14 protein-coding genes and 6 tRNA genes are annotated in these 17,229 nt (G+C 59.1%); 18 read left to right on the forward strand and 2 right to left on the reverse strand.

The window, feature by feature from the left end; genetic code table 11:
* Positions 1-328 (reverse strand): helix-turn-helix domain-containing protein (locus tag HMPREF9463_RS01850; RefSeq protein ID WP_035138661.1); only part of this gene is annotated, 328 nt, incomplete at its 3' end.
* 240 nt (positions 329-568) lie between these two features.
* On the opposite strand from HMPREF9463_RS01850, the gene HMPREF9463_RS01855 reads away from it, so the two are divergent.
* From HMPREF9463_RS01855 to proC, 10 genes are all read left to right on the forward strand, one after another.
* Positions 569-641, forward strand: a tRNA-Phe gene (locus HMPREF9463_RS01855).
* Positions 642-1,292: 651 nt separating this feature from the next.
* Complete coding sequence (locus HMPREF9463_RS01860; RefSeq protein WP_035136819.1) at positions 1,293-2,354, forward strand: glycoside hydrolase family 5 protein; 1,062 nt, start codon at positions 1,293-1,295, stop codon at positions 2,352-2,354.
* Positions 2,355-2,360: 6 nt separating this feature from the next.
* On the forward strand, positions 2,361-3,239 hold the full coding sequence (rsmI, locus tag HMPREF9463_RS01865; protein ID WP_035136820.1) for a 16S rRNA (cytidine(1402)-2'-O)-methyltransferase: 879 nt from the start codon (positions 2,361-2,363) through the stop codon (positions 3,237-3,239).
* 69 nt (positions 3,240-3,308) lie between these two features.
* On the forward strand, positions 3,309-4,910 hold the full coding sequence (gene metG / locus HMPREF9463_RS01870) for a methionine--tRNA ligase (protein ID WP_035136821.1): 1,602 nt from the start codon (positions 3,309-3,311) through the stop codon (positions 4,908-4,910).
* A gap of 107 nt (positions 4,911-5,017) precedes the next feature.
* Entirely contained in the window at positions 5,018-5,878 is an 861-nt protein-coding gene (rsmA, locus tag HMPREF9463_RS01875) for a 16S rRNA (adenine(1518)-N(6)/adenine(1519)-N(6))-dimethyltransferase RsmA (RefSeq protein ID WP_035136822.1), read from the forward strand.
* Positions 5,868-6,785 (forward strand): TatD family hydrolase, encoded by a 918-nt coding sequence (locus tag HMPREF9463_RS01880; protein WP_035136823.1) that lies wholly within the window; start codon positions 5,868-5,870, stop codon positions 6,783-6,785. Before rsmA ends, HMPREF9463_RS01880 begins: the two co-directional genes overlap by 11 nt.
* A gap of 43 nt (positions 6,786-6,828) precedes the next feature.
* Positions 6,829-6,915, forward strand: a tRNA-Leu gene (locus tag HMPREF9463_RS01885).
* A gap of 288 nt (positions 6,916-7,203) precedes the next feature.
* Entirely contained in the window at positions 7,204-8,142 is a 939-nt protein-coding gene (locus tag HMPREF9463_RS01890) for an SPFH domain-containing protein (RefSeq protein WP_022094529.1), read from the forward strand.
* Positions 8,143-8,148: 6 nt separating this feature from the next.
* Positions 8,149-8,619 (forward strand): 23S rRNA (pseudouridine(1915)-N(3))-methyltransferase RlmH, encoded by a 471-nt coding sequence (gene rlmH, locus HMPREF9463_RS01895; RefSeq protein WP_035136824.1) that lies wholly within the window; start codon positions 8,149-8,151, stop codon positions 8,617-8,619.
* A gap of 73 nt (positions 8,620-8,692) precedes the next feature.
* Positions 8,693-9,463 carry a pyrroline-5-carboxylate reductase gene (gene proC, locus HMPREF9463_RS01900; protein ID WP_035136825.1) on the forward strand — a complete coding sequence of 257 codons (771 nt, stop codon included), beginning with the start codon at positions 8,693-8,695 and terminating at the stop codon, positions 9,461-9,463.
* Between the two features lie 157 nt (positions 9,464-9,620).
* On the opposite strand, the gene HMPREF9463_RS11040 is transcribed toward proC, so the two are convergent.
* The gene (locus HMPREF9463_RS11040) at positions 9,621-9,794 is read right to left on the reverse strand and encodes a DUF6724 family protein (protein ID WP_006235069.1); all 174 of its coding nucleotides are present in this window, start codon (positions 9,792-9,794) and stop codon (positions 9,621-9,623) included.
* A 111-nt stretch (positions 9,795-9,905) separates the two neighbouring features.
* Between HMPREF9463_RS11040 and serS the strand changes: the two genes are divergently transcribed.
* The 8 genes from serS (at position 9,906) to HMPREF9463_RS01940 (ending at position 17,101) form a co-directional block, all read left to right on the forward strand.
* Positions 9,906-11,189: a serine--tRNA ligase gene (serS, locus tag HMPREF9463_RS01905; protein WP_035136826.1), complete on the forward strand. Its 1,284-nt coding sequence runs from the start codon at positions 9,906-9,908 to the stop codon at positions 11,187-11,189.
* Between the two features lie 173 nt (positions 11,190-11,362).
* A complete protein-coding gene (locus HMPREF9463_RS01910; protein ID WP_035136827.1) occupies positions 11,363-11,740 on the forward strand; it encodes a hypothetical protein in 378 nt (125 codons plus the stop codon).
* Between the two features lie 77 nt (positions 11,741-11,817).
* A tRNA-Arg gene (locus HMPREF9463_RS01915) sits at positions 11,818-11,894 on the forward strand.
* A 355-nt stretch (positions 11,895-12,249) separates the two neighbouring features.
* Positions 12,250-12,326 (forward strand) — tRNA-Arg (locus HMPREF9463_RS01920).
* Between the two features lie 348 nt (positions 12,327-12,674).
* Positions 12,675-12,751 (forward strand) — tRNA-Arg (locus HMPREF9463_RS01925).
* A 363-nt stretch (positions 12,752-13,114) separates the two neighbouring features.
* Positions 13,115-15,556, forward strand: a complete 2,442-nt coding sequence (locus HMPREF9463_RS01930; protein WP_148334136.1) for a tetratricopeptide repeat protein — start codon at positions 13,115-13,117, stop codon at positions 15,554-15,556.
* 162 nt (positions 15,557-15,718) lie between these two features.
* Complete coding sequence (locus HMPREF9463_RS01935; protein ID WP_035136828.1) at positions 15,719-16,801, forward strand: AAA family ATPase; 1,083 nt, start codon at positions 15,719-15,721, stop codon at positions 16,799-16,801.
* Between the two features lie 209 nt (positions 16,802-17,010).
* Positions 17,011-17,101 (forward strand) — tRNA-Ser (locus HMPREF9463_RS01940).
* The last annotated feature ends 128 nt before the right edge of the window (positions 17,102-17,229 follow it).

Consider the following 17,229-nt stretch of genomic DNA (forward strand, 5'->3'; position numbering starts at 1 on the left):
GCGCCCTCCTGGCGCTGTAGAACACCCTGGGCCTCCTCGAGCAGCCGTAGCCCCTCCTGTGCGAGCAGCCGTTGCAGCACCTCGGCCACGCGGAGAGCCTGGGGCAGGCCCCCGACAGGTCCGCGGGCGCGGGCTCGCCGTAGCGCGAGCGCGGCGCGGTGACGTAGCGGTGCGCCGCCACCTCCCTGGTCACGGTCGAGGGCGACCTGCCGAGCTCCGCGGCGATCTCGCGGGCGCTGCGGTTGCGGTCGAGCATCCTCTCGACCGTGTTCCTCTCGTGCCTCGTGAGCCTCCCGTACGACCTTCCGGACGGCTTGGGTCTGGACATGCCGGCCTCCCTCCATCGCGGGCCGGGGGATTCCGGCCCCTCTGGGGTTGCCTACCCGGATTCGCGCCTCAGGACTCAGCGCAACGCGTTGCGCTGAGTCCTGAGGCTGTTGCAATGAAAATGAGAATCAAGGATTTATAGAACCGAGGCTGTGCTCAAAAACTTTTTTAAAATTCTCGGTTGACCGGAACGCGTCCTTGGTTATACTAATCAAGCCTTGAAACAAGGCACACCTCAAATGGCTGGGTAGCTCAGTTGGTAGAGCAGAGGACTGAAAATCCTCGTGTCAGGGGTTCGATTCCCTTCCCCGCCACCTTGAATTGACTAGGACCTCTGCAAAGGGGTCCTTTTCTTTTATGAAGCTCCCGCATGGAATCGAACCCTGTGAGGGCGCGGAGCTGAGTAAACGCGTAAGCGTTTGCCAGCGCAGCTCGCAAGGCGCGTAAGCGCCGCAGCGGTCCGTCCGCGCAGCGCGCGGACGCGATTCCCTTCCCCGCCACCTTGAATTGACTAGGACCTCTGCAAAGGGGTCCTTTTCTTTTATGTAGGGTTCTGCGGAAACTGCGTCCCGGAATTTGGCTTCAGAGTGGGATGCGTTTTCCGCTTTGAGGCCGCTTGGGAAAGCACGACCCGGAATCGCGTCAGAATGGGACGTGCTTTCCTTTTTCGGCCTTTGGCGGAAACTGCGTCCCAGATCCCGCGCTCAGAACGGGATGCATTTTCCGGTTGAGGCCTCGAACGGAAAATGCATCCCAGTCTTTTGCGAAAAACGGGACGCGCTTTCCGGCGCTTACTTCCGACGTGCGTGCACATCTCGGGTCCGCCCGCTCAGACATTCCTCCCGCTTTTGCGCCACTTTACAGACCGTTCGGTCGTCTGTCCGCACGCGCGGGTATACTCAAAACGATACTTTTCCTATGCAATACGATGCAGGCTCGGCCTGCACGATCCGAAGGGGGCAGTGATGGAGAGGATACTCGGCGTTAATCTCTCTGGCTGGTTTATTCCCGAGCCTTGGGTGACCCCGTCGCTATACGCGGCGACCGGTGCATCCAATGCGGCCGAGCTGCAGGAGGCCATGGGCACCGCCGCCTATAACGAGCGCATGCGCCGTCATTACGAGACGTTTGTGAGCGAGGATGATTTCCGTCGCATGGCGCAGATCGGCCTCAACGCCGTGCGCCTGCCGGTGCCTTGGTATGCCTTTGGCTCACAGGAGTCCGATGCCTCCTACATCTCGGTTGTCGATTACATCGACCGCGCGATTGAGTGGGCTGCCAAGTACAACATTCGCGTGCTGCTTGACCTGGCGACTGTGCCCGGTGGCCAGGGCGATTCCAACGATTCGCCCGCCACGCCGGAGGCTGTTGCCGAGTGGCATTCGTCCACTAACGGCCGCCATGTCGCACTTGACGTGCTCGAGCGCTTGGCCGAGCGTTACGGCGAGGCCGAGAGCCTGCTGGGCATTGAGCTGCTGGATACGCCGCAGATGAGTGTCCGTAAGAGCCTCTTCACCATGACGGATGGCATTCCTGCTCACTACCTGCGCAATTTCTATCGCGATGCTTACGAGCTCGTCCGTTCGTATATGCCCGAGGATAAGATCGTCGTTTTCTCGTCGTCGGGGCATCCCAGCGAGTGGAAGCATTTTATGCGCGGCGCCAAGTACAAGAACGTCTACATGGACCTTCACCTGTACCATTACCGCGACGAGCATGCGCTCGACATCACGAGCCCCCGCGGGCTGACGACGGCGATTTCGCGTAACAAGCGCGAGCTTAAAGAAGCGATTTCAACTGGGTTCCCCGTGCTGGTGGGCGAATGGTCGGGCGCGGCGATCTTTGCCAACTCGTCGGTTACGCCCGAGGGCCGCAATGCCTACGAGCGCGTGTTTATCGCCAATCAGCTGGCTTCGTTTGCGCCGGCTGCCGGTTGGTTCTTCCAAACGTGGAAGACCGAGAAGCGCATTGCAGCATGGGACGCCCGCGCGGCGCTCGGTACGCTCGAGCGTGGCATGATTGAATAGGTTGATATGACGCAAAACAGCGCCCATACGGGCAAACTCTATGTGGTCGGCACGCCCATCGGCAACTTGGGCGACCTGTCCCCGCGCGTTGGCGAGGCCTTTGCCGCCGCCGATGTCATCTGCTGCGAAGACACGCGTGTGACGTCAAAGCTGCTGATGCACCTGGGCATTTCCAAGCCGCTTGTCCGTTGCGACGAGAATGTGATCGCCAGCCGCGCCGCCGGCCTGGTCGACCGTCTGCTGGCGGGGGAGACCCTCGCCTTTGCCTCGGACGCCGGCATGCCGAGCGTGTCCGATCCCGGCCAGGCGCTGGTCGAGGCGGCACGTGAGGCCGATGTGCCCGTCGAAGTTATTCCCGGGCCCTCCGCTTGCGTCACGGCGCTCGTTTCGTCCGGCATTCCCTGTGAGCATTTTTTCTTTGAGGGCTTTTTGGGCCGAAAGCACGGCGACCGCGTGCGTCGTTTGCAGCGCCTTGCCGTGGTTCCCGGCGCACTCATCTTCTACGAGTCTCCACATCGCATCGTGGCGACGCTCGAGGCCGTGGCAGAGGTTTTTCCCCAGCGTGAGGTTGCCGTCTGCCGCGAGCTCACCAAGCTGCACGAGGAAGTCTTGCGCGGGCCCGCTGCCCAGCTTGCTGAGGAGCTGCGTGCTCGCGGCGAGGTAAAGGGCGAGATTGCGCTGGTCATCGCGCCGCCGAGCGAGGATGAGGAGGCCGGTATCGTGCCGGTTGGCGCCGCGGCAGCGGATCCCGACGAGGCCCTGCGCGAGGATATCCGCGCCGCGCTCGAGGAGGGGGAGCCCGCGTCTGCGGTGGCCAAGCGCCTGTCTCAGAAGTATTCGCGCCGCAAGCGCGATGTCTATGCCATGGTGCTCGATATGCAATAGATGGAGGATATCCAGCCCTTGCGCTAGAATCATCCTCTGTATGCAACGTTTTTCTGGAGGACAAACCCCATGGATCAAAGCAAGCCTTCGTTCTTTATCACGACGCCCATCTACTACGTCAACGCCGATCCGCACCTGGGCACGGCTTATTCCACCATCATCGCCGACGTTCAGGCCCGTTATCGTCGCTCCGCCGGCTATAACGTCAAGTTCCTGACCGGCATGGACGAGCACGGCGAGAAGGTCGCCGAGGCCGCAGCCAAGCATGGCATGACGCCGCAGGAGTGGACCGACAGCCAGGCCCCGCACTTCAAGGAGCTTTGGAGCAAGCTCGAGATTTCCAACGACGACTTCATCCGCACCACCGAGCCGCGCCAGCATCATGCCGTGCAGTACCTGTGGGAGCGCATGAAGGAGTCCGGTTACCTGTATAAGGGCAGCTACGACGGCTGGTATTGCGTGCCTGATGAGACCTACTTCACCGATACACAGGTCCAGAAGGGCGACGAGGAGTACGGCAGCGTCGGCCAGCACCTGTGCCCCGACTGCCACCGTCCGCTTGAGCGCGTGCAGGAGGAGTCCTACTTCTTTAAGCTTTCCGCCTTCCAGGACAAGCTGCTCAAGCTCTATGACGAGCACCCCGACTTTGTCGAGCCTGCGTTCCGCATGAACGAGGTTCGCAGCTTTGTCGAGGGCGGCCTTAACGACCTATCCGTGAGCCGCACGAGCTTTGACTGGGGCATTCAGGTCCCGTTTGACGAGGGTCACGTGACCTACGTGTGGTTCGATGCGCTGCTCAACTATATGACGGCCGTCGGCTACGGTGTCGACACCGACGAGGCGCGTGCCGAGCTGGCCTATCGCTGGCCCGCGCAGTTCCACATCGTGGGCAAGGACATCATCCGCTTCCACTGCGTCATTTGGCCCGCCATGCTCATGGCCATCGGCGAGGCCCTGCCCGAGCACGTCTTTGCCCACGGCTTCCTGACCGTGCGCAATGCCGAGACCGGCAAGGCCGAGAAGATGTCCAAGAGCCGCGGCAACGCCATCGCTCCGCAGGACGTTATCGATATGTTGGGCGTCGAGGGCTATCGCTACTACTTCATGACCGACGTCGTCCCCGGTACCGACGGTGCCATCAGCTTCGATCGCATGGAGCAGGTCTACAACGCCGACCTGGCCAACAGCTGGGGCAACCTTATCTCGCGTTCGCTCAACATGAGCGGCAAGTACTTTGATGGTTGCGCGCCCGCCAAGCCCGCATCGTTCGATGCGTTCGACAACCCGCTGGCAAAGATCGCCGATGGTCTGGTCGAGCGCTACATGGCCAAGATGGACGTGCTCGATTACGGCGGAGCCAAGGACGAGGTCATGGAGCTCATCCATGCCGCCAACCACTACATCGAGGACTCCGAGCCTTGGGCACTTGCCAAGGACGAGGCCAAGGCTGACGAGCTGGCGTTTGTGATCTACAACCTGCTCGAGGCCATCCGCATTGCCGCCCACCTGCTGATGCCGCTCATGCCTCAGACCTCTGCCGAGGCCCTGCGCCGCCTGTCCTGCGAGGACGAGGCCGCGACCGACGACCTCAAGGGCATTTGCGCTTGGGGCCTGCTTGCCGGCGGTCAGCCTGTCGAGAAGGGCGAGCCGCTGTTCCCGCGTCTGGGCTAAGATGCAGCGCGCCATATCGGCAATTTGCTGTTTAGCTGTAAGGGCATGGCCGCCACGGTCCATGCCCTTTTGTTTCAAGACGCCGCCATCATGCTGAGGAGGCAACCATGACAACTTCGCCTTTGGCAAACCCCACGGCCACCAGGGAGCTGCTGGAGGAGTTTGGCCTTGCGACCAAGCATCGCCTGGGCCAGAATTTCCTGATCGACAACCATGTAATTGAGCGCATTTGCGAGCTTGCCGAGCTTGTAGGCGATGAGCGCGTGCTCGAGGTTGGTCCGGGCGTTGGTACGCTCACGCTTGCGCTGTTGCAGGAGGTGGCGTGCGTCACGTCGATCGAGGCCGATCCCGAGCTCGAGCCGGTGCTCGATGCTCACGCCGCCGACTACGCCAACTTCCGCTTTATCATGGGCGACGCGCTTAAGGTGACGCCGGAGCAGATTGAGCAGGCCGCCGGCGGTGAGCCGACGGTATTTGTCGCGAACTTGCCCTATAACGTGGCGGCGACGATCATCTTGCAGTTTTTTCAGACGATGCCCGCGCTCAAGCGTGCCGTGGTCATGGTGCAAAAGGAGGTTGCCGATCGCATTGCCGCAGTGCCGGGCAACAAGACCTATGGCGGCTATACGGCAAAGCTCGGCCTGTATGCGCAGGTGACGGGTCGCTTTGAGGTGCCGCCGCGTTGCTTTATGCCAGCGCCGCACGTGGACTCGGCCGTCGTGCGTATCGACCGTGTTGACGGCGTGGTGCCCGAGGGGCTCGATCGCGAGTTCGTGGCTCGTGTGATCGACGCTGCATTTGCTCAGCGGCGCAAGACCGTCCGAAATTCCATGAGCGCCAACGGTTTTGCCAAGGACGTGCTCGATGCCGCTTTTGAGGTTTGCGGTATCGCACCCACCACGCGCGCCGAGACGCTCGATGTTGCCGACTTTGTCCGTCTGGCCCGGGAGCTAATCCATGACGCCTAATGCCGAACGCGTGACGTTTACCAAGAAAAAGAAGACGGTTGCTTGTCCCGTGCCCTTGGCGCCGCTTGCCGACACGCATGCACATCTGCTTTCGTTTTGGGGCAAGGATGTGCCCGAGACGCTCGTGCGCGCCAAAGCCGCGGGCGTCGACCTGTTGGTGACGATGTTCGACCCCATTGCCGACAAGCGCAGCGTGGCGGACTATAGCGACTGGCTGGTGCGCGAGATTCTTCCGATGCAGGATATCCCGCAGATCAAGTATCTTGCCGGCGTGCATCCGTATGGCGCGCCGGACTATACCGACGACGTTCATGCACAGGTCGTTGCGGCACTTGATGACCCCTTATGCGCCGGTATTGGCGAAATCGGCCTGGACTACCACATGGACTATGACGACGATATCGCGCCGGCACCCCATAACGTGCAGATTGATTGCATGGCGCGCCAGCTCGAGCTTGCCGTGCGCCGCAATGTGCCGGTGGAGCTGCACCTGCGTCACGAGGACTCGGATGGGGAGCGCACCTCGCACGTTGATGCGTACAACGTGCTTCGTGAGGTGGGCGTGCCCCAGGCCGGTTGTGTGCTGCACTGTTTTGGCGAGGACCGCGCCACGATGGAGCGCTTTGTGGAGCTGGGCTGCTATATCGCCTATGGTGGTGCGGCCACCTTTAAGCGCAACGACGACGTGCGCGAGGCATTTGCGGCAACCCCACTCGATCGAATTTTGTTCGAGACGGATTGCCCGTATATGGCTCCAGAGCCCATCCGCGGTCTTGAATGCGAGCCCGCAATGATCTCCATTACGGCAAACACGCTGGTCAACGATCGTGTCGATCGTACCGGCGAGGATGCTGAGGCAATCGCGCGAGCAGCTTGGGAAAATGCCTGTAAACTTTTTCAAAAATAGTTCTTGCGTTCGCGATGGCGCTCCGTTATTCTAATTCCTGCACGCGGGCGTGGCGGAATTGGCAGACGCGTACGGTTCAGGTCCGTATGGGGGCAACCCCATGAAGGTTCAAGTCCTTTCGCCCGCACCATTAAATTAAAGAGCTCCCAGCAATGGGAGCTTTTTTGTTATGGGCCCTTCACAGGGACTTGAACCTGTGAAGGAGCGAGCGTAAAGAAAACGCGGAGCGTTTTTAGCGAGCTGGCGAGGACGCCGGCAGGCGGCCGAAGCCGGTGCGGATCCGCGAAGCGGATACGCGGACGTCCTTTCGCCCGCACCATTGAATGAAAGAACTCCCAGCAATGGGAGCTTTTTTGTTATGTACGATCTCCTTGTACGGGTATCCTAATGCCAACGTGTGCCTATCAGAGGAGAGACCATGCTGTTGTCCGGTATCATCGCCGCCCTTACCAGCCTTTTGATTCCCATCATCATTCTGTTGCTACTGCTTCCCAACGCCTGCTATGTCGTTGAACAACAGCATGCCGTGATCATCGAGCGCCTGGGCAAGTTTAACCGCATCGTCAACGCGGGCTTCCACATGAAGGTGCCCGTGATCGACCGCAAGGCCGCCACGGTGAGCCTGCGCACCATGAAAAACGGTTTTGGCATCGACGTTAAGACCCAGGACAACGTGACCATCGGCCTTGAGGTCTCTGCTCAGTACCACGTGAGCTATGACATGGGCGCCGGCCCGGCAGATTCGGGTATCTACAAGAGCTACTACATGCTGCAGGAGCCCGTCGACCAGATGCGTGACTTCATCACCGACGCCCTACGCTCTTCGATTCCCGTCTACACACTCGATGAGGTCTTTGCCAAGAAGGATGACATCGCCAAGGATGTCAACGCTACCGTTTCCGAGCAGATGGCCGCCTACGGCTTCACCCTCGTGTCGACGCTCATCACCAAAATCGCACTGCCGACCGAGGTCGAGAACTCCATGAACGACATCAACGCCGCCCAGCGCAAGCGCGCTGCGGCACAGGAGCTCGCCGAGGCCGACCGCATCAAGCGCGTCACCGAGGCGACCGCCGAGGCCGAGGCTATGGAAAAGGCGGGCGAGGGCATCGCCAACCAGCGCAAGGCCATTGCACTGGGTATCAAAGATTCGCTCGAGATCATCCAGGAGACGGGTGTCGGCAATGACGAGGCCAACCAACTGTTCATGTTTACGCAGTGGTCCGAGATGATGACGGAGTTCGCTCGCACGGGTAAAACCTCGACGGTCGTGCTGCCGAGCGACTTTTCGCAGTCGGCCTCTATGTTCGAGCAGATGCTGGCTGCCGGTAAGGTTCAGAACGAGTCAAAGGAGTAGGCACGCGTGAAATACACCGTCGTTTGTGTTGGCAAGCTCAAAGAGCGCTTTTGGAAGGACGCGTGCGCTGAGTACACCAAGCGCCTAGGCGCCTATGCCAAGGTGGATATCCGCGAGGTGGCCGATATCGACCCGGCTAAGGCGGGCGGCGTGGATGCCGCGCGCGACAAGGAGGGGGCGGCAATTCTTGCTGCATTGCCGTCTCGAGCGCATGTGATCCTGCTGGCTATCGAGGGCAAGGAGCGTTCGAGTGAGGAGCTCTCGGCGAGGCTCGACGATCTTATGCTGCGAGGCAGCAGCGACATCGCCTTTGTGATTGGCGGTTCGGACGGCGTGAGCGATGAGGTGCGCGCCCGCGCCGACGAGATGCTCAGCTTTGGACGCATTACCTTGCCGCATAACTTGGCGCGCGTGGTGCTGCTGGAGCAAATCTACCGCGCCTGCAAGATCAGCCGTGGCGAGCCGTATCACAAATAGGTCGGCAATACGAAACAATGGCGTGGGACAATAGCTTTCGTTTTGAAGAGCGTGTCTGAGAGGACTATGAGATATGAAGATTGGATTTGTCGGTTTTGGCAATATGGCGAGCGCTATGGCCGATGGCTGGATCGCTGCCGGTGTAGCTGCGAGCGACATGTGCGCCTGCGCGGGTCGCTACGACGCACTGGTTGAGCGCTGCGAGGCGCGCGGCATGGTCGCCTGCCACGATGCCGCCGAGGTTGTCGCCGCATCCGATATCGTGGTCGCTGCGGTCAAACCGTACATGATCGAGAAGGTATTCGCCCCGCTCAAGGATGCTCTTGCCAAAAAGGTCGTTCTGTCGGTTGCCTGGACCTGGGACAGTGCCAAGTGGGAGCAGGTCCTGCCGGGCGTCGCGCATATCTCGACGGTGCCCAACACACCGGTTTCGGTGGGCGAGGGCGTCATCGCTTGCGAGAAGGCTTCCACGCTTAGTGATGAGCAGAGCGCCGTGGTGCTTGATCTGCTTGGCAAACTCGGTGCGGTGGTCGAGCTCGATACGAGCCTGCTGTTTGTGGGCGGCACGGTGGGTGGTTGCGCTCCGGCATTTGTCGCCATGGCAATCGAGGCCCTGGGCGATGCGGCGGTCAAGCACGGTATTCCGCGTGCCGATGCCTATCGCATTGTGAGCCAGATGGTGTTGGGTACGGCAAAGCTGCAGCTTGCAACTGGCCAGCATCCTGCGGCGATGAAGGATGCCGTATGCTCGCCCGGTGGCGCCACCATCAAGGGCGTCATCGCGCTCGAGGATGCCGGCATGCGCAGTGCCCTGGTCAAGGCAATCGACGCAACTCTCCAGTAAAACCTGCCATTTAGGGACAGGTTTATTTTGGCAGGTTTTTCCTGCGGTTTTGTTGTATGTGCGAAAAGCGCCCCGCAACCGGATCGTTACCGGTTGCGGGGCGCTTGCGTTTGCCCAGATAAAACAGACCAAAATAAACCTGTCCCTTTTTGGCAGGTTAGTCCCAGAAGCTGTCTTCCTCATCCTCGGACTTGGGTCCGCGGTCGACGTACATCTTATGGGTACGCTTCTCCATTACAAAGGCAAGAATCGCAAATAACAGGATGCCGCCGGCGAAAAGGATGGCAAAACCGGTGCGGGTGCCAAACAAAAAGGAAAAAACTGCGTCCATTGGGTGCCTTCTTGCGTAGTTGAGTTGGGTCGTAAACGCTCATAAGTATATACTTGCCCATACATGTACAAGGTTGCAACCTAAATGGAATGTATATCGCCGGAGGATCTAATGCTTGATATCAAGTTTGTTCGCGAGAACCCCGATGCCATCGATGTCGCCATGGCTAACCGCCAGACGTCTTGGGATCGCGAGAAGTTCTTTGAGCTCGACGACGAGCGCCGTGCCGTCATCACCGAGGTCGAGGAACTCCAGGCTACGCGCAATGCCGAGTCCAAGAAGATCGGCGCCCTGATGAAGGAGGGCAAGAAGGAGGAGGCCGAGGCCGCCAAGGAGGCCGTGCGCGCCGTCAACGAGAAGATTGACGGTCTGGCCGAGCGTCGTACTGCCCTCGAGCAGGAGCAGTACGACTTCATGGCTCACCTGCCCAACATTCCTTGCGAGGCCACGCCGTACGGCAAGGACGAGGACGAGAACATCGAGCGTCGCCGCTGGGGCACCCCGCGCGAGTTCGACTTCGACTTTAAGCCGCACTGGGATCTGGGCACCGACCTCGACATTCTTGACTTCGAGCGCGGCAACAAGCTCTCCGGCAGCCGTTTCACCGTTCTCGGTGGCGCCGGTGCCCGCCTGGAGCGTGCCCTCATCAACTTCTTCCTCGATACGCACACCAGCCGTGGCTTCAAGGAGTGGTGGCCGCCTATCGTCGTCAAGCGTCAGACCATGTTTGGCACGGGCCAGCTGCCCAAGTTCGAGGACGACGCCTATCACGTCTCGGGCGACAACTTCCTGATCCCCACCGCCGAGGTCGTGCTTACCAACCTGCACGCCGGCGAGGTCCTCGATGCCGACACCCTGCCGCGCCGCTACACCGCCTTCACCCCCTGCTTCCGCGAGGAGGCCGGTTCCGCCGGTCGCGACACCCGCGGCATCATCCGTCAGCACGAGTTCGACAAGGTCGAGATGGTCAAGTTCGCTAAGCCGGAGGAGTCCGACGAGGAGCTCGAGAGCATGACCGCCGAGGCCGAGTACCTGCTGCAGCAGCTGGGCCTTCCGTATCGCGTGATTAGCCTGTGCACCGGCGACTTGGGCTTCTCTGCCCGTCAGACCTACGACGTCGAGGTCTGGCTGCCGAGCTACAACGCCTACAAGGAGATCAGCTCCTGCTCCAACTGCGGCGACTTCCAGGCCCGCCGCGCCAACATCAAGTACCGCGACCCCGAGAACTTCAAGGGTTCGCGCTACCTGCACACGCTCAACGGTTCCGGCCTGCCGGCCGGCCGCACCATGGCCGCCATTCTGGAGAACTACCAGAACGCCGACGGCACCATCACGATTCCCGAGGTCCTGCGTCCTTACATGGGTGGTCTCGAGAAGATCGAGCCGGTCGCGTAAGTTGGCTGCATAGGGGATATGCAAGGGCGCTCCTTCGGGGGCGCCCTATTTCGTGCGCAGGTCCATACCATGCCGTGCGGACAGCTCAATAGAAAACACACGAACAACTGTTCTGTATACAGCCATCTACCTGCTATGCTTTTGCTAAATAAGAGCGAGAGAAAGGGGACGCGATGGAGCTGTTTGATGATCGGGTGGTTTTGTTTGAGAGCGACGAGGGCGGGGAGTACCTGCTTGTAACGTGTGAGCCGTCTGGCATGGGCGGCCTGGTGGTTCGGCAGACGAGTGAGGGTCCGTTGACACAATGGTGCTTTGAGGAGTCGCCGCATGTGGTCGAGACCTTTGTGACGCACGAGGGACTTGTGGCGCTGGAGCACTTCTATGGAGTTGGGACTTCCAACCAGGTCGCGCGCATGCTGAGCATCTCGTTTGCCGATTATGATTGTGCCCAGCGGGTGAGATCGCTCCTGAGGGAACTTGATGCCAAGTTTGACGTGATCGAAAAGCCAATCGATCGTACGGGGAACAGCGGTATATGCGGAGCAGCATGACAAAACTGCGTTCCACAAAAAAGTTTGAGATTGTGCTTGACTCCAATAAGCTAAAGTGGTTTTATATGTCTTGCGCTGCGGCGTTACCTCAGCTGGATAGAGGGTCTGACTACGAATCAGAACGTCATAGGTTCGAATCCTATACGCCGCACCAATTGAAATTGAAAGCCTCCGGCAACGGGGGCTTTTCTTTTACGTCGGCACTGCCTGGATTCGAACCTCGGTCGAGGCGCGGGCGTAAAGAAAACGCGGAGCGTTTTTAGCCCGCGGGCGAGCGCGCCGGCAGGCGGGCGAAGCCGGTGCGGATCCGCGAAGCGGATGCGCGGAATTCTATACGCCGCTCCAATCGAAATTGAAAGCCTCCGGCAACGGGGGCTTTTATTTTATGGCGGTATCCCATGGATCCGAATCTCGGTCGAGGCGCGGGCGTCTCAATCATCACTTCGTAAAATTTTTCCAAATTGTCGCTTGACCCATCGAGGGGTCACGTGCATAATAATCCGTGCGTTGCGGCGTTACCTCAGCTGGATAGAGGGTCTGACTACGAATCAGAACGTCATAGGTTCGAATCCTATACGCCGCACCAATTGAGTTTTAAGCCTCCGGAAACGGGGGCTTTTCCTTTACGGGGGCATTGCGGAGATTCGAACCTCGTTCGAGGCGCGAGCGTCAAGAAAACGCGGAGCGTTTTTAGCGAGCGGGCGAGTCCGCCGGCAGGCGGGCGAAGCCGGTGCGGATCCGCGCAGCGGATGCGCGGAATCCTATACGCCGCACCAACTGAACTTTAAAGCCTCCGGTAACGGAGGCTTTTCTTATATCGCGATGCGTCGAAGATCGCATCAGGTGGTCAAAATGAGTAAAAATCAAATTTGATAACTTTTTTCGAAAATTGCTTGACCTTTATTCAGTCGATGTGCATAATAATCAACAAGTCGCGGCGTTACCTCAGCTGGATAGAGGGTCTGACTACGAATCAGAACGTCATAGGTTCGAATCCTATACGCCGCACCATTTGAGATTAAAGCTCCCGGCGACGGGGGCTTTTCTTTTACGTAAACACTGCGTGGATTCGAACCTCGGTCGAGGCGCGGGCGTAAAGAAAACGCGGAGCGTTTTTAGCCCGCGGGCGAGCACGCCGGCAGGCGGGCGAAGCCGGTGCGGATCCGCGCGGCGGATGCGCGGAATCCTATACGCCGCACCATTTGAGATTAAAGCTCCCGGCGACGGGGGCTTTTCTTTTACGTAAACACTGCATGGATTCGAACCTCGGTCAAAGGGGACTATTTCTCATCGACTCGTGTAAGATTTCGAGTATGCGCCTCGGTGAGCCCGTGGCGCGCTCTTTCTTTAGACGACCGATCAGGGTGATATTTCGTGGCAGAGCGTCCGACATACAAGCTCCGGTTTCTTGATCCCAAAAAGCGCTTTCCGGCCATGCCCGAGCAGCCTGCGGGACGCTCATATGGCGTGGTCTGGAAACTCTTTGGCGAGGATCAGCATGAATCTTGTTATGTCGTCGAATTCGTTGGCAAAAGTCATGTGTCGCTTTTGGGCTACGTAAGCGTTTCGGGTGAGGTGTACAAGGTGGACCGCCCCGTTAGCGAGGCTCCGCTGCCCAACGATCCCGACATGGAACTGGTCCTTGACGAGTCGGATTCCAGTATTGGTGAGATTATGGTAAGGGAAGCCAGCGGTGCAATGCGCACGTGCGCGCGAACCGTCGGCTCTCCCGAAGGCCCCATGCGCGAGCAGTCCGATCACGAGACATGGAATTCGGCCCGCTCCCTTCCTTACGGCGAGTTCATGGCGTCGATGTTCCTGCGCTACGTGATATTTGCCAACTCCGAAAGCGCTATTGCGAACACGGCGGGCGTCGACGGTCTCGATGCGGACATGCAAAACGTTGTCGACAAGATCAAGCTCGTAAAGTTGCCCGAGCCGGTCGAGGTGTTTTTGGGCTTTAACACGGCACCGCTCCCCGATGCTATCGAGACGCTGCTTTACCGCGTTGACCATGCCGAGAATCCGAGCGGTATCGAGCGCTATGCCGCCACCCTTATGAGCGAGGTCGACTTGCCCCGTCTGCGCACCATTGCCGCCAAGTCCGAAATGAGCCTGGCGCGCATCGACCGGTCAAAGCTGTTTTATCTCAATTTTGATCGTAGCCTGCTGGACCAGGACGAGATTGACATGCTGCTTGCCATCGAGTGCCGTCTCAACCGCCTCTCCGGCATCCTTGAGCGCATCGGGGCCGGATTGGTCCCTGCGGCATCCTCGCCGAGCCTTGAGGGCTGCGCGCTCTTTGATTCGTGGCATATCGCCAAGACGACCAACGATGTTCCCCGACTGCTCGATACGGCCTCGAGCGATAACCCGTGGGGCAAACCGGGTACGGTGGCTTGCCAGCCGGGCGGCGAGTGGGACGTGCGCACCCGTTTTGCGCGAATCGTTGAGGCGCTCAACGTGGTCACGCGGCTCGACTATACCTATCGAGTAAACGTTGCCGAGGGGATTATGCTCGTTCGGTTTGGGCGGTCTGTCGTGGATGCCATGCCACAACGTGAATACGACGCTCAGGATGACGCCTGGCGCGAGCTGGACGAGGACATGCGCGCGATCTGGGCCGCGGAGCACGATGCGCGCGTGGCACTTACGCTTGCGGCAGCGTGTTTTGCCGCGGGCACCTGCATCACGCGCTGCTATGTGCAGATTGCTGCTCCCGACAGTGAGCAGGGCGAGCGCGTTGTCGCAACGTATTTCTTTGGGCGTGCGGCCTATCTGGCCGATTGCGTGCCTGTCGCCAAGGATCTTGAGAGCATGGACATGGACGATATGCCGTGCAAGCGTGTGCTTGAGGCGTATGAGTCAACCGCTCCGGAGACGATTGAGCCTGCGGAGGTTCATGCTCGTCCGCGTGATGACCATCGCACGCTGCCGCCGGCGCTGCGCGATCTGCTACTTGCCGATACGGCTGACGAGTTGGAGGTCATGGAAGAGGACGACGACCCATACGTGGCCCGTGTTGTTGAATTGCGCGAGCAGGCAAAAGTCGACCGTACAGGTGCTTTTGAAGGCTTTTCCCGTCTTGTCGAGGAGTTGGAGGCTAAGTGCGCCGTCGCCGAGCTTTTGGCGACAGGTCCGGTTCAAACGCAGTTTTGTGATAACCAGCTGGTGCGCATGGTGCTACCGGTGTTGGAAGAAGACCGCTCGGTGCGAATCCTTCGTGCGCCCGATGCGCTGTACTTTGCCCAGCACGAGATCTGCAGCTTTTACGCCGAGCAAGAGGACTTTGAACGAGCGCTGCCCGAGGTGCGCCATCTTTACGATCTGGCGCGCTCGTCCATGCAATCGCACTTTGCGCTCATCAACGTGCTTGCGCGTCTGGAGCGCTTTGACGAGATTATCGAGGTGGCGCGCCACGGCCTACGTATTGCCAGCGATCGTTCTGCAATTGGCTACCTGTTCTATCGCTTGGCGTTTGCCTATTGGAATTGCGATCAGCTCGACCTGGCGCTGGCTTGTTACCGTCTAGTGCCGCGCGGCGAGGAGTCGGGCAGCAGCGCGCTGGAAGAAATGCAGGGCCTCATGAACGAGATGGGCGTCAGCGAGCCGCCGACGTTCGAGGAAGCGGTCGAGACCATCCGCACGGCTGGACTTGAGCTGCCGCCAGTGTCCGCCGTGACGAATCAGCTGGCGGATGCCGCCGTGCAACTGGTCGACAACGGCTTCTTTTTCCTTGCACGCGGTTGCATCTTCCAAATGTGGCGCACCATGGGTAACGACGAGCTCGGCTCCCTCAACCGCTCGCTGGGGTAGGGGCGATATAGAGGGGCTGCACCGCGCTATTTGTATCGGCGCGGGCGGGAGGACCCGGCAGGATTGGTAAGGCATAAAGCCGCCGAGCCTGCTAAAACTGTTAAACTCTGCTAAAGTTGCTAAACTTTGTTAAAGTTGTTAAAACTAGCAGAGGAGGGCAGAATGATGAAAGCTGTTAACCCCTTTAAGCCAACGGCGGGCATGAATCCGCCTGAGCTTATCGGACGGGACACTGTTTTGGATGACTTTGCCGAGGCTCTTGAGAATGGTCCTGGTGCCCCCGATCGACTCATGCGCATCTCGGGCGTCCGAGGCACAGGTAAAACGGTGCTCCTTAATGCATTGGGTGACCTTGCACGCAAAAAAGGATTCGAGGTCGTTGACGTTGCCTCCAATGCTGGTTTTTGCAATAGAATCCTCGAGGCTCTGCAGCGAAACGTTCGTCTTGAATCAATCTCGATTTCCCCATCGATTTTAGGGGTCAGCCTTGGCTCCATGGAGATGTCGAAGTCGGCCTCTCATCTGGGCGAGGCGATGTACGATGCTGCGAAGCGCGGTGGTTTGCTCATCACACTCGACGAGATCCAGGATGCCTCAACTGAGGAAATGCGCGAGCTAGGCAATGAGATGCAGCTCTTGATCCGCCAAGGAGCGAATGTCGCTTTCGCTTTCGCCGGGCTGCCGACATCGGTAGATGGCGTGGTGGTGGATGATACGTTGACGTTCCTTCAGCGAGCCAAACATGTTGAACTTACTCGGCTTTCCGATTTTGAAGTTGGCGGATCGTTTGAGGATACGATGAGACGAGCGGGCAAGGAGCTCGACAAAGGTGCCGCTGAGCTATTAACAAAAGCTTCGGCAGGCTATCCCTTTATGGTCCAGCTGGTCGGATATTACGCTTGGCAGGTTGCTGCGCGCAGTGGGGCGGAGAGCGTGAGCGAAGAGGCGGCTCGTAAGGGTATCCAGGCGGCTCTTGATAGCTTTAATGCTATGGTGATTGCCCCAGCGCTGCGCAGGGTGTCGGAACGGCAGTTTCAGTATCTCGCGGCGATGGCTCAATGCGAGGGCGTCGATATCGCCAACGGCGATATCGCCAAGAAGATGGGTTTGTCGGCGAACAAAGTTGGGTCATATCGCAAGCGTCTGATCGATGCGGGGTTGATTGAGCCCGCGGGCTATGGCTGTGTTTCGTTTGCAATTCCGTACATGCGCGATTATCTGTTGGAGACCGTTCGAGAGGACTAATAAAGAATGGGCTGTCCGCGCTGTCGCTGGGGCCGTTCTTGTATCTTTGTCTCAACCTGTAACATCTGGAGGGGATTACGGCCTGCAGATGTTACAGGTTGAGATGATTGACTGAGACGTTTACTGGTAAAAGAGAGGTAAAAGAGGAAACGCCTCAAAATTCCCCTTGCCCAACTTCGGCTGTTTGGTTACTATAGAACGGCTGTTACGGAGAGCTGACCGAGAGGCCGAAGGTGCTCGCCTGCTAAGCGAGTATGCCCCAAAAGGGCATCTGGGGTTCGAATCCCCAGCTCTCCGCCAGTATGACTTTGAAGAAGGGTCCCATTTGGGGCCCTTTTTTATTATCAAGAATGGCAGCTGGGGATTAGAGTCCGAAAGGGCGTGAACATTAGGCAAACACGGGGCGCTTGAAAACGGGGAGACCCAGG

It is taken from the genome of Collinsella sp. 4_8_47FAA, assembly GCF_000763055.1.
Taxonomy (GTDB): domain Bacteria; phylum Actinomycetota; class Coriobacteriia; order Coriobacteriales; family Coriobacteriaceae; genus Collinsella.

Coding starts and splice junctions, on each gene's coding strand:
- HMPREF9463_RS01860 (WP_035136819.1), top strand. CDS start 1,293: ATGGAGAGGATACTCGGCGTTAATCTCTCTGGCTGGTTTATTCCCGAG.
- rsmI (WP_035136820.1), top strand. CDS start 2,361: ATGACGCAAAACAGCGCCCATACGGGCAAACTCTATGTGGTCGGCACG.
- metG (WP_035136821.1), top strand. CDS start 3,309: ATGGATCAAAGCAAGCCTTCGTTCTTTATCACGACGCCCATCTACTAC.
- rsmA (WP_035136822.1), top strand. CDS start 5,018: ATGACAACTTCGCCTTTGGCAAACCCCACGGCCACCAGGGAGCTGCTG.
- HMPREF9463_RS01880 (WP_035136823.1), top strand. CDS start 5,868: ATGACGCCTAATGCCGAACGCGTGACGTTTACCAAGAAAAAGAAGACG.
- HMPREF9463_RS01890 (WP_022094529.1), top strand. CDS start 7,204: ATGCTGTTGTCCGGTATCATCGCCGCCCTTACCAGCCTTTTGATTCCC.
- proC (WP_035136825.1), top strand. CDS start 8,693: ATGAAGATTGGATTTGTCGGTTTTGGCAATATGGCGAGCGCTATGGCC.
- HMPREF9463_RS11040 (WP_006235069.1), bottom strand. CDS start 9,794: ATGGACGCAGTTTTTTCCTTTTTGTTTGGCACCCGCACCGGTTTTGCC.
- serS (WP_035136826.1), top strand. CDS start 9,906: ATGCTTGATATCAAGTTTGTTCGCGAGAACCCCGATGCCATCGATGTC.
- HMPREF9463_RS01910 (WP_035136827.1), top strand. CDS start 11,363: ATGGAGCTGTTTGATGATCGGGTGGTTTTGTTTGAGAGCGACGAGGGC.
- HMPREF9463_RS01935 (WP_035136828.1), top strand. CDS start 15,719: ATGATGAAAGCTGTTAACCCCTTTAAGCCAACGGCGGGCATGAATCCG.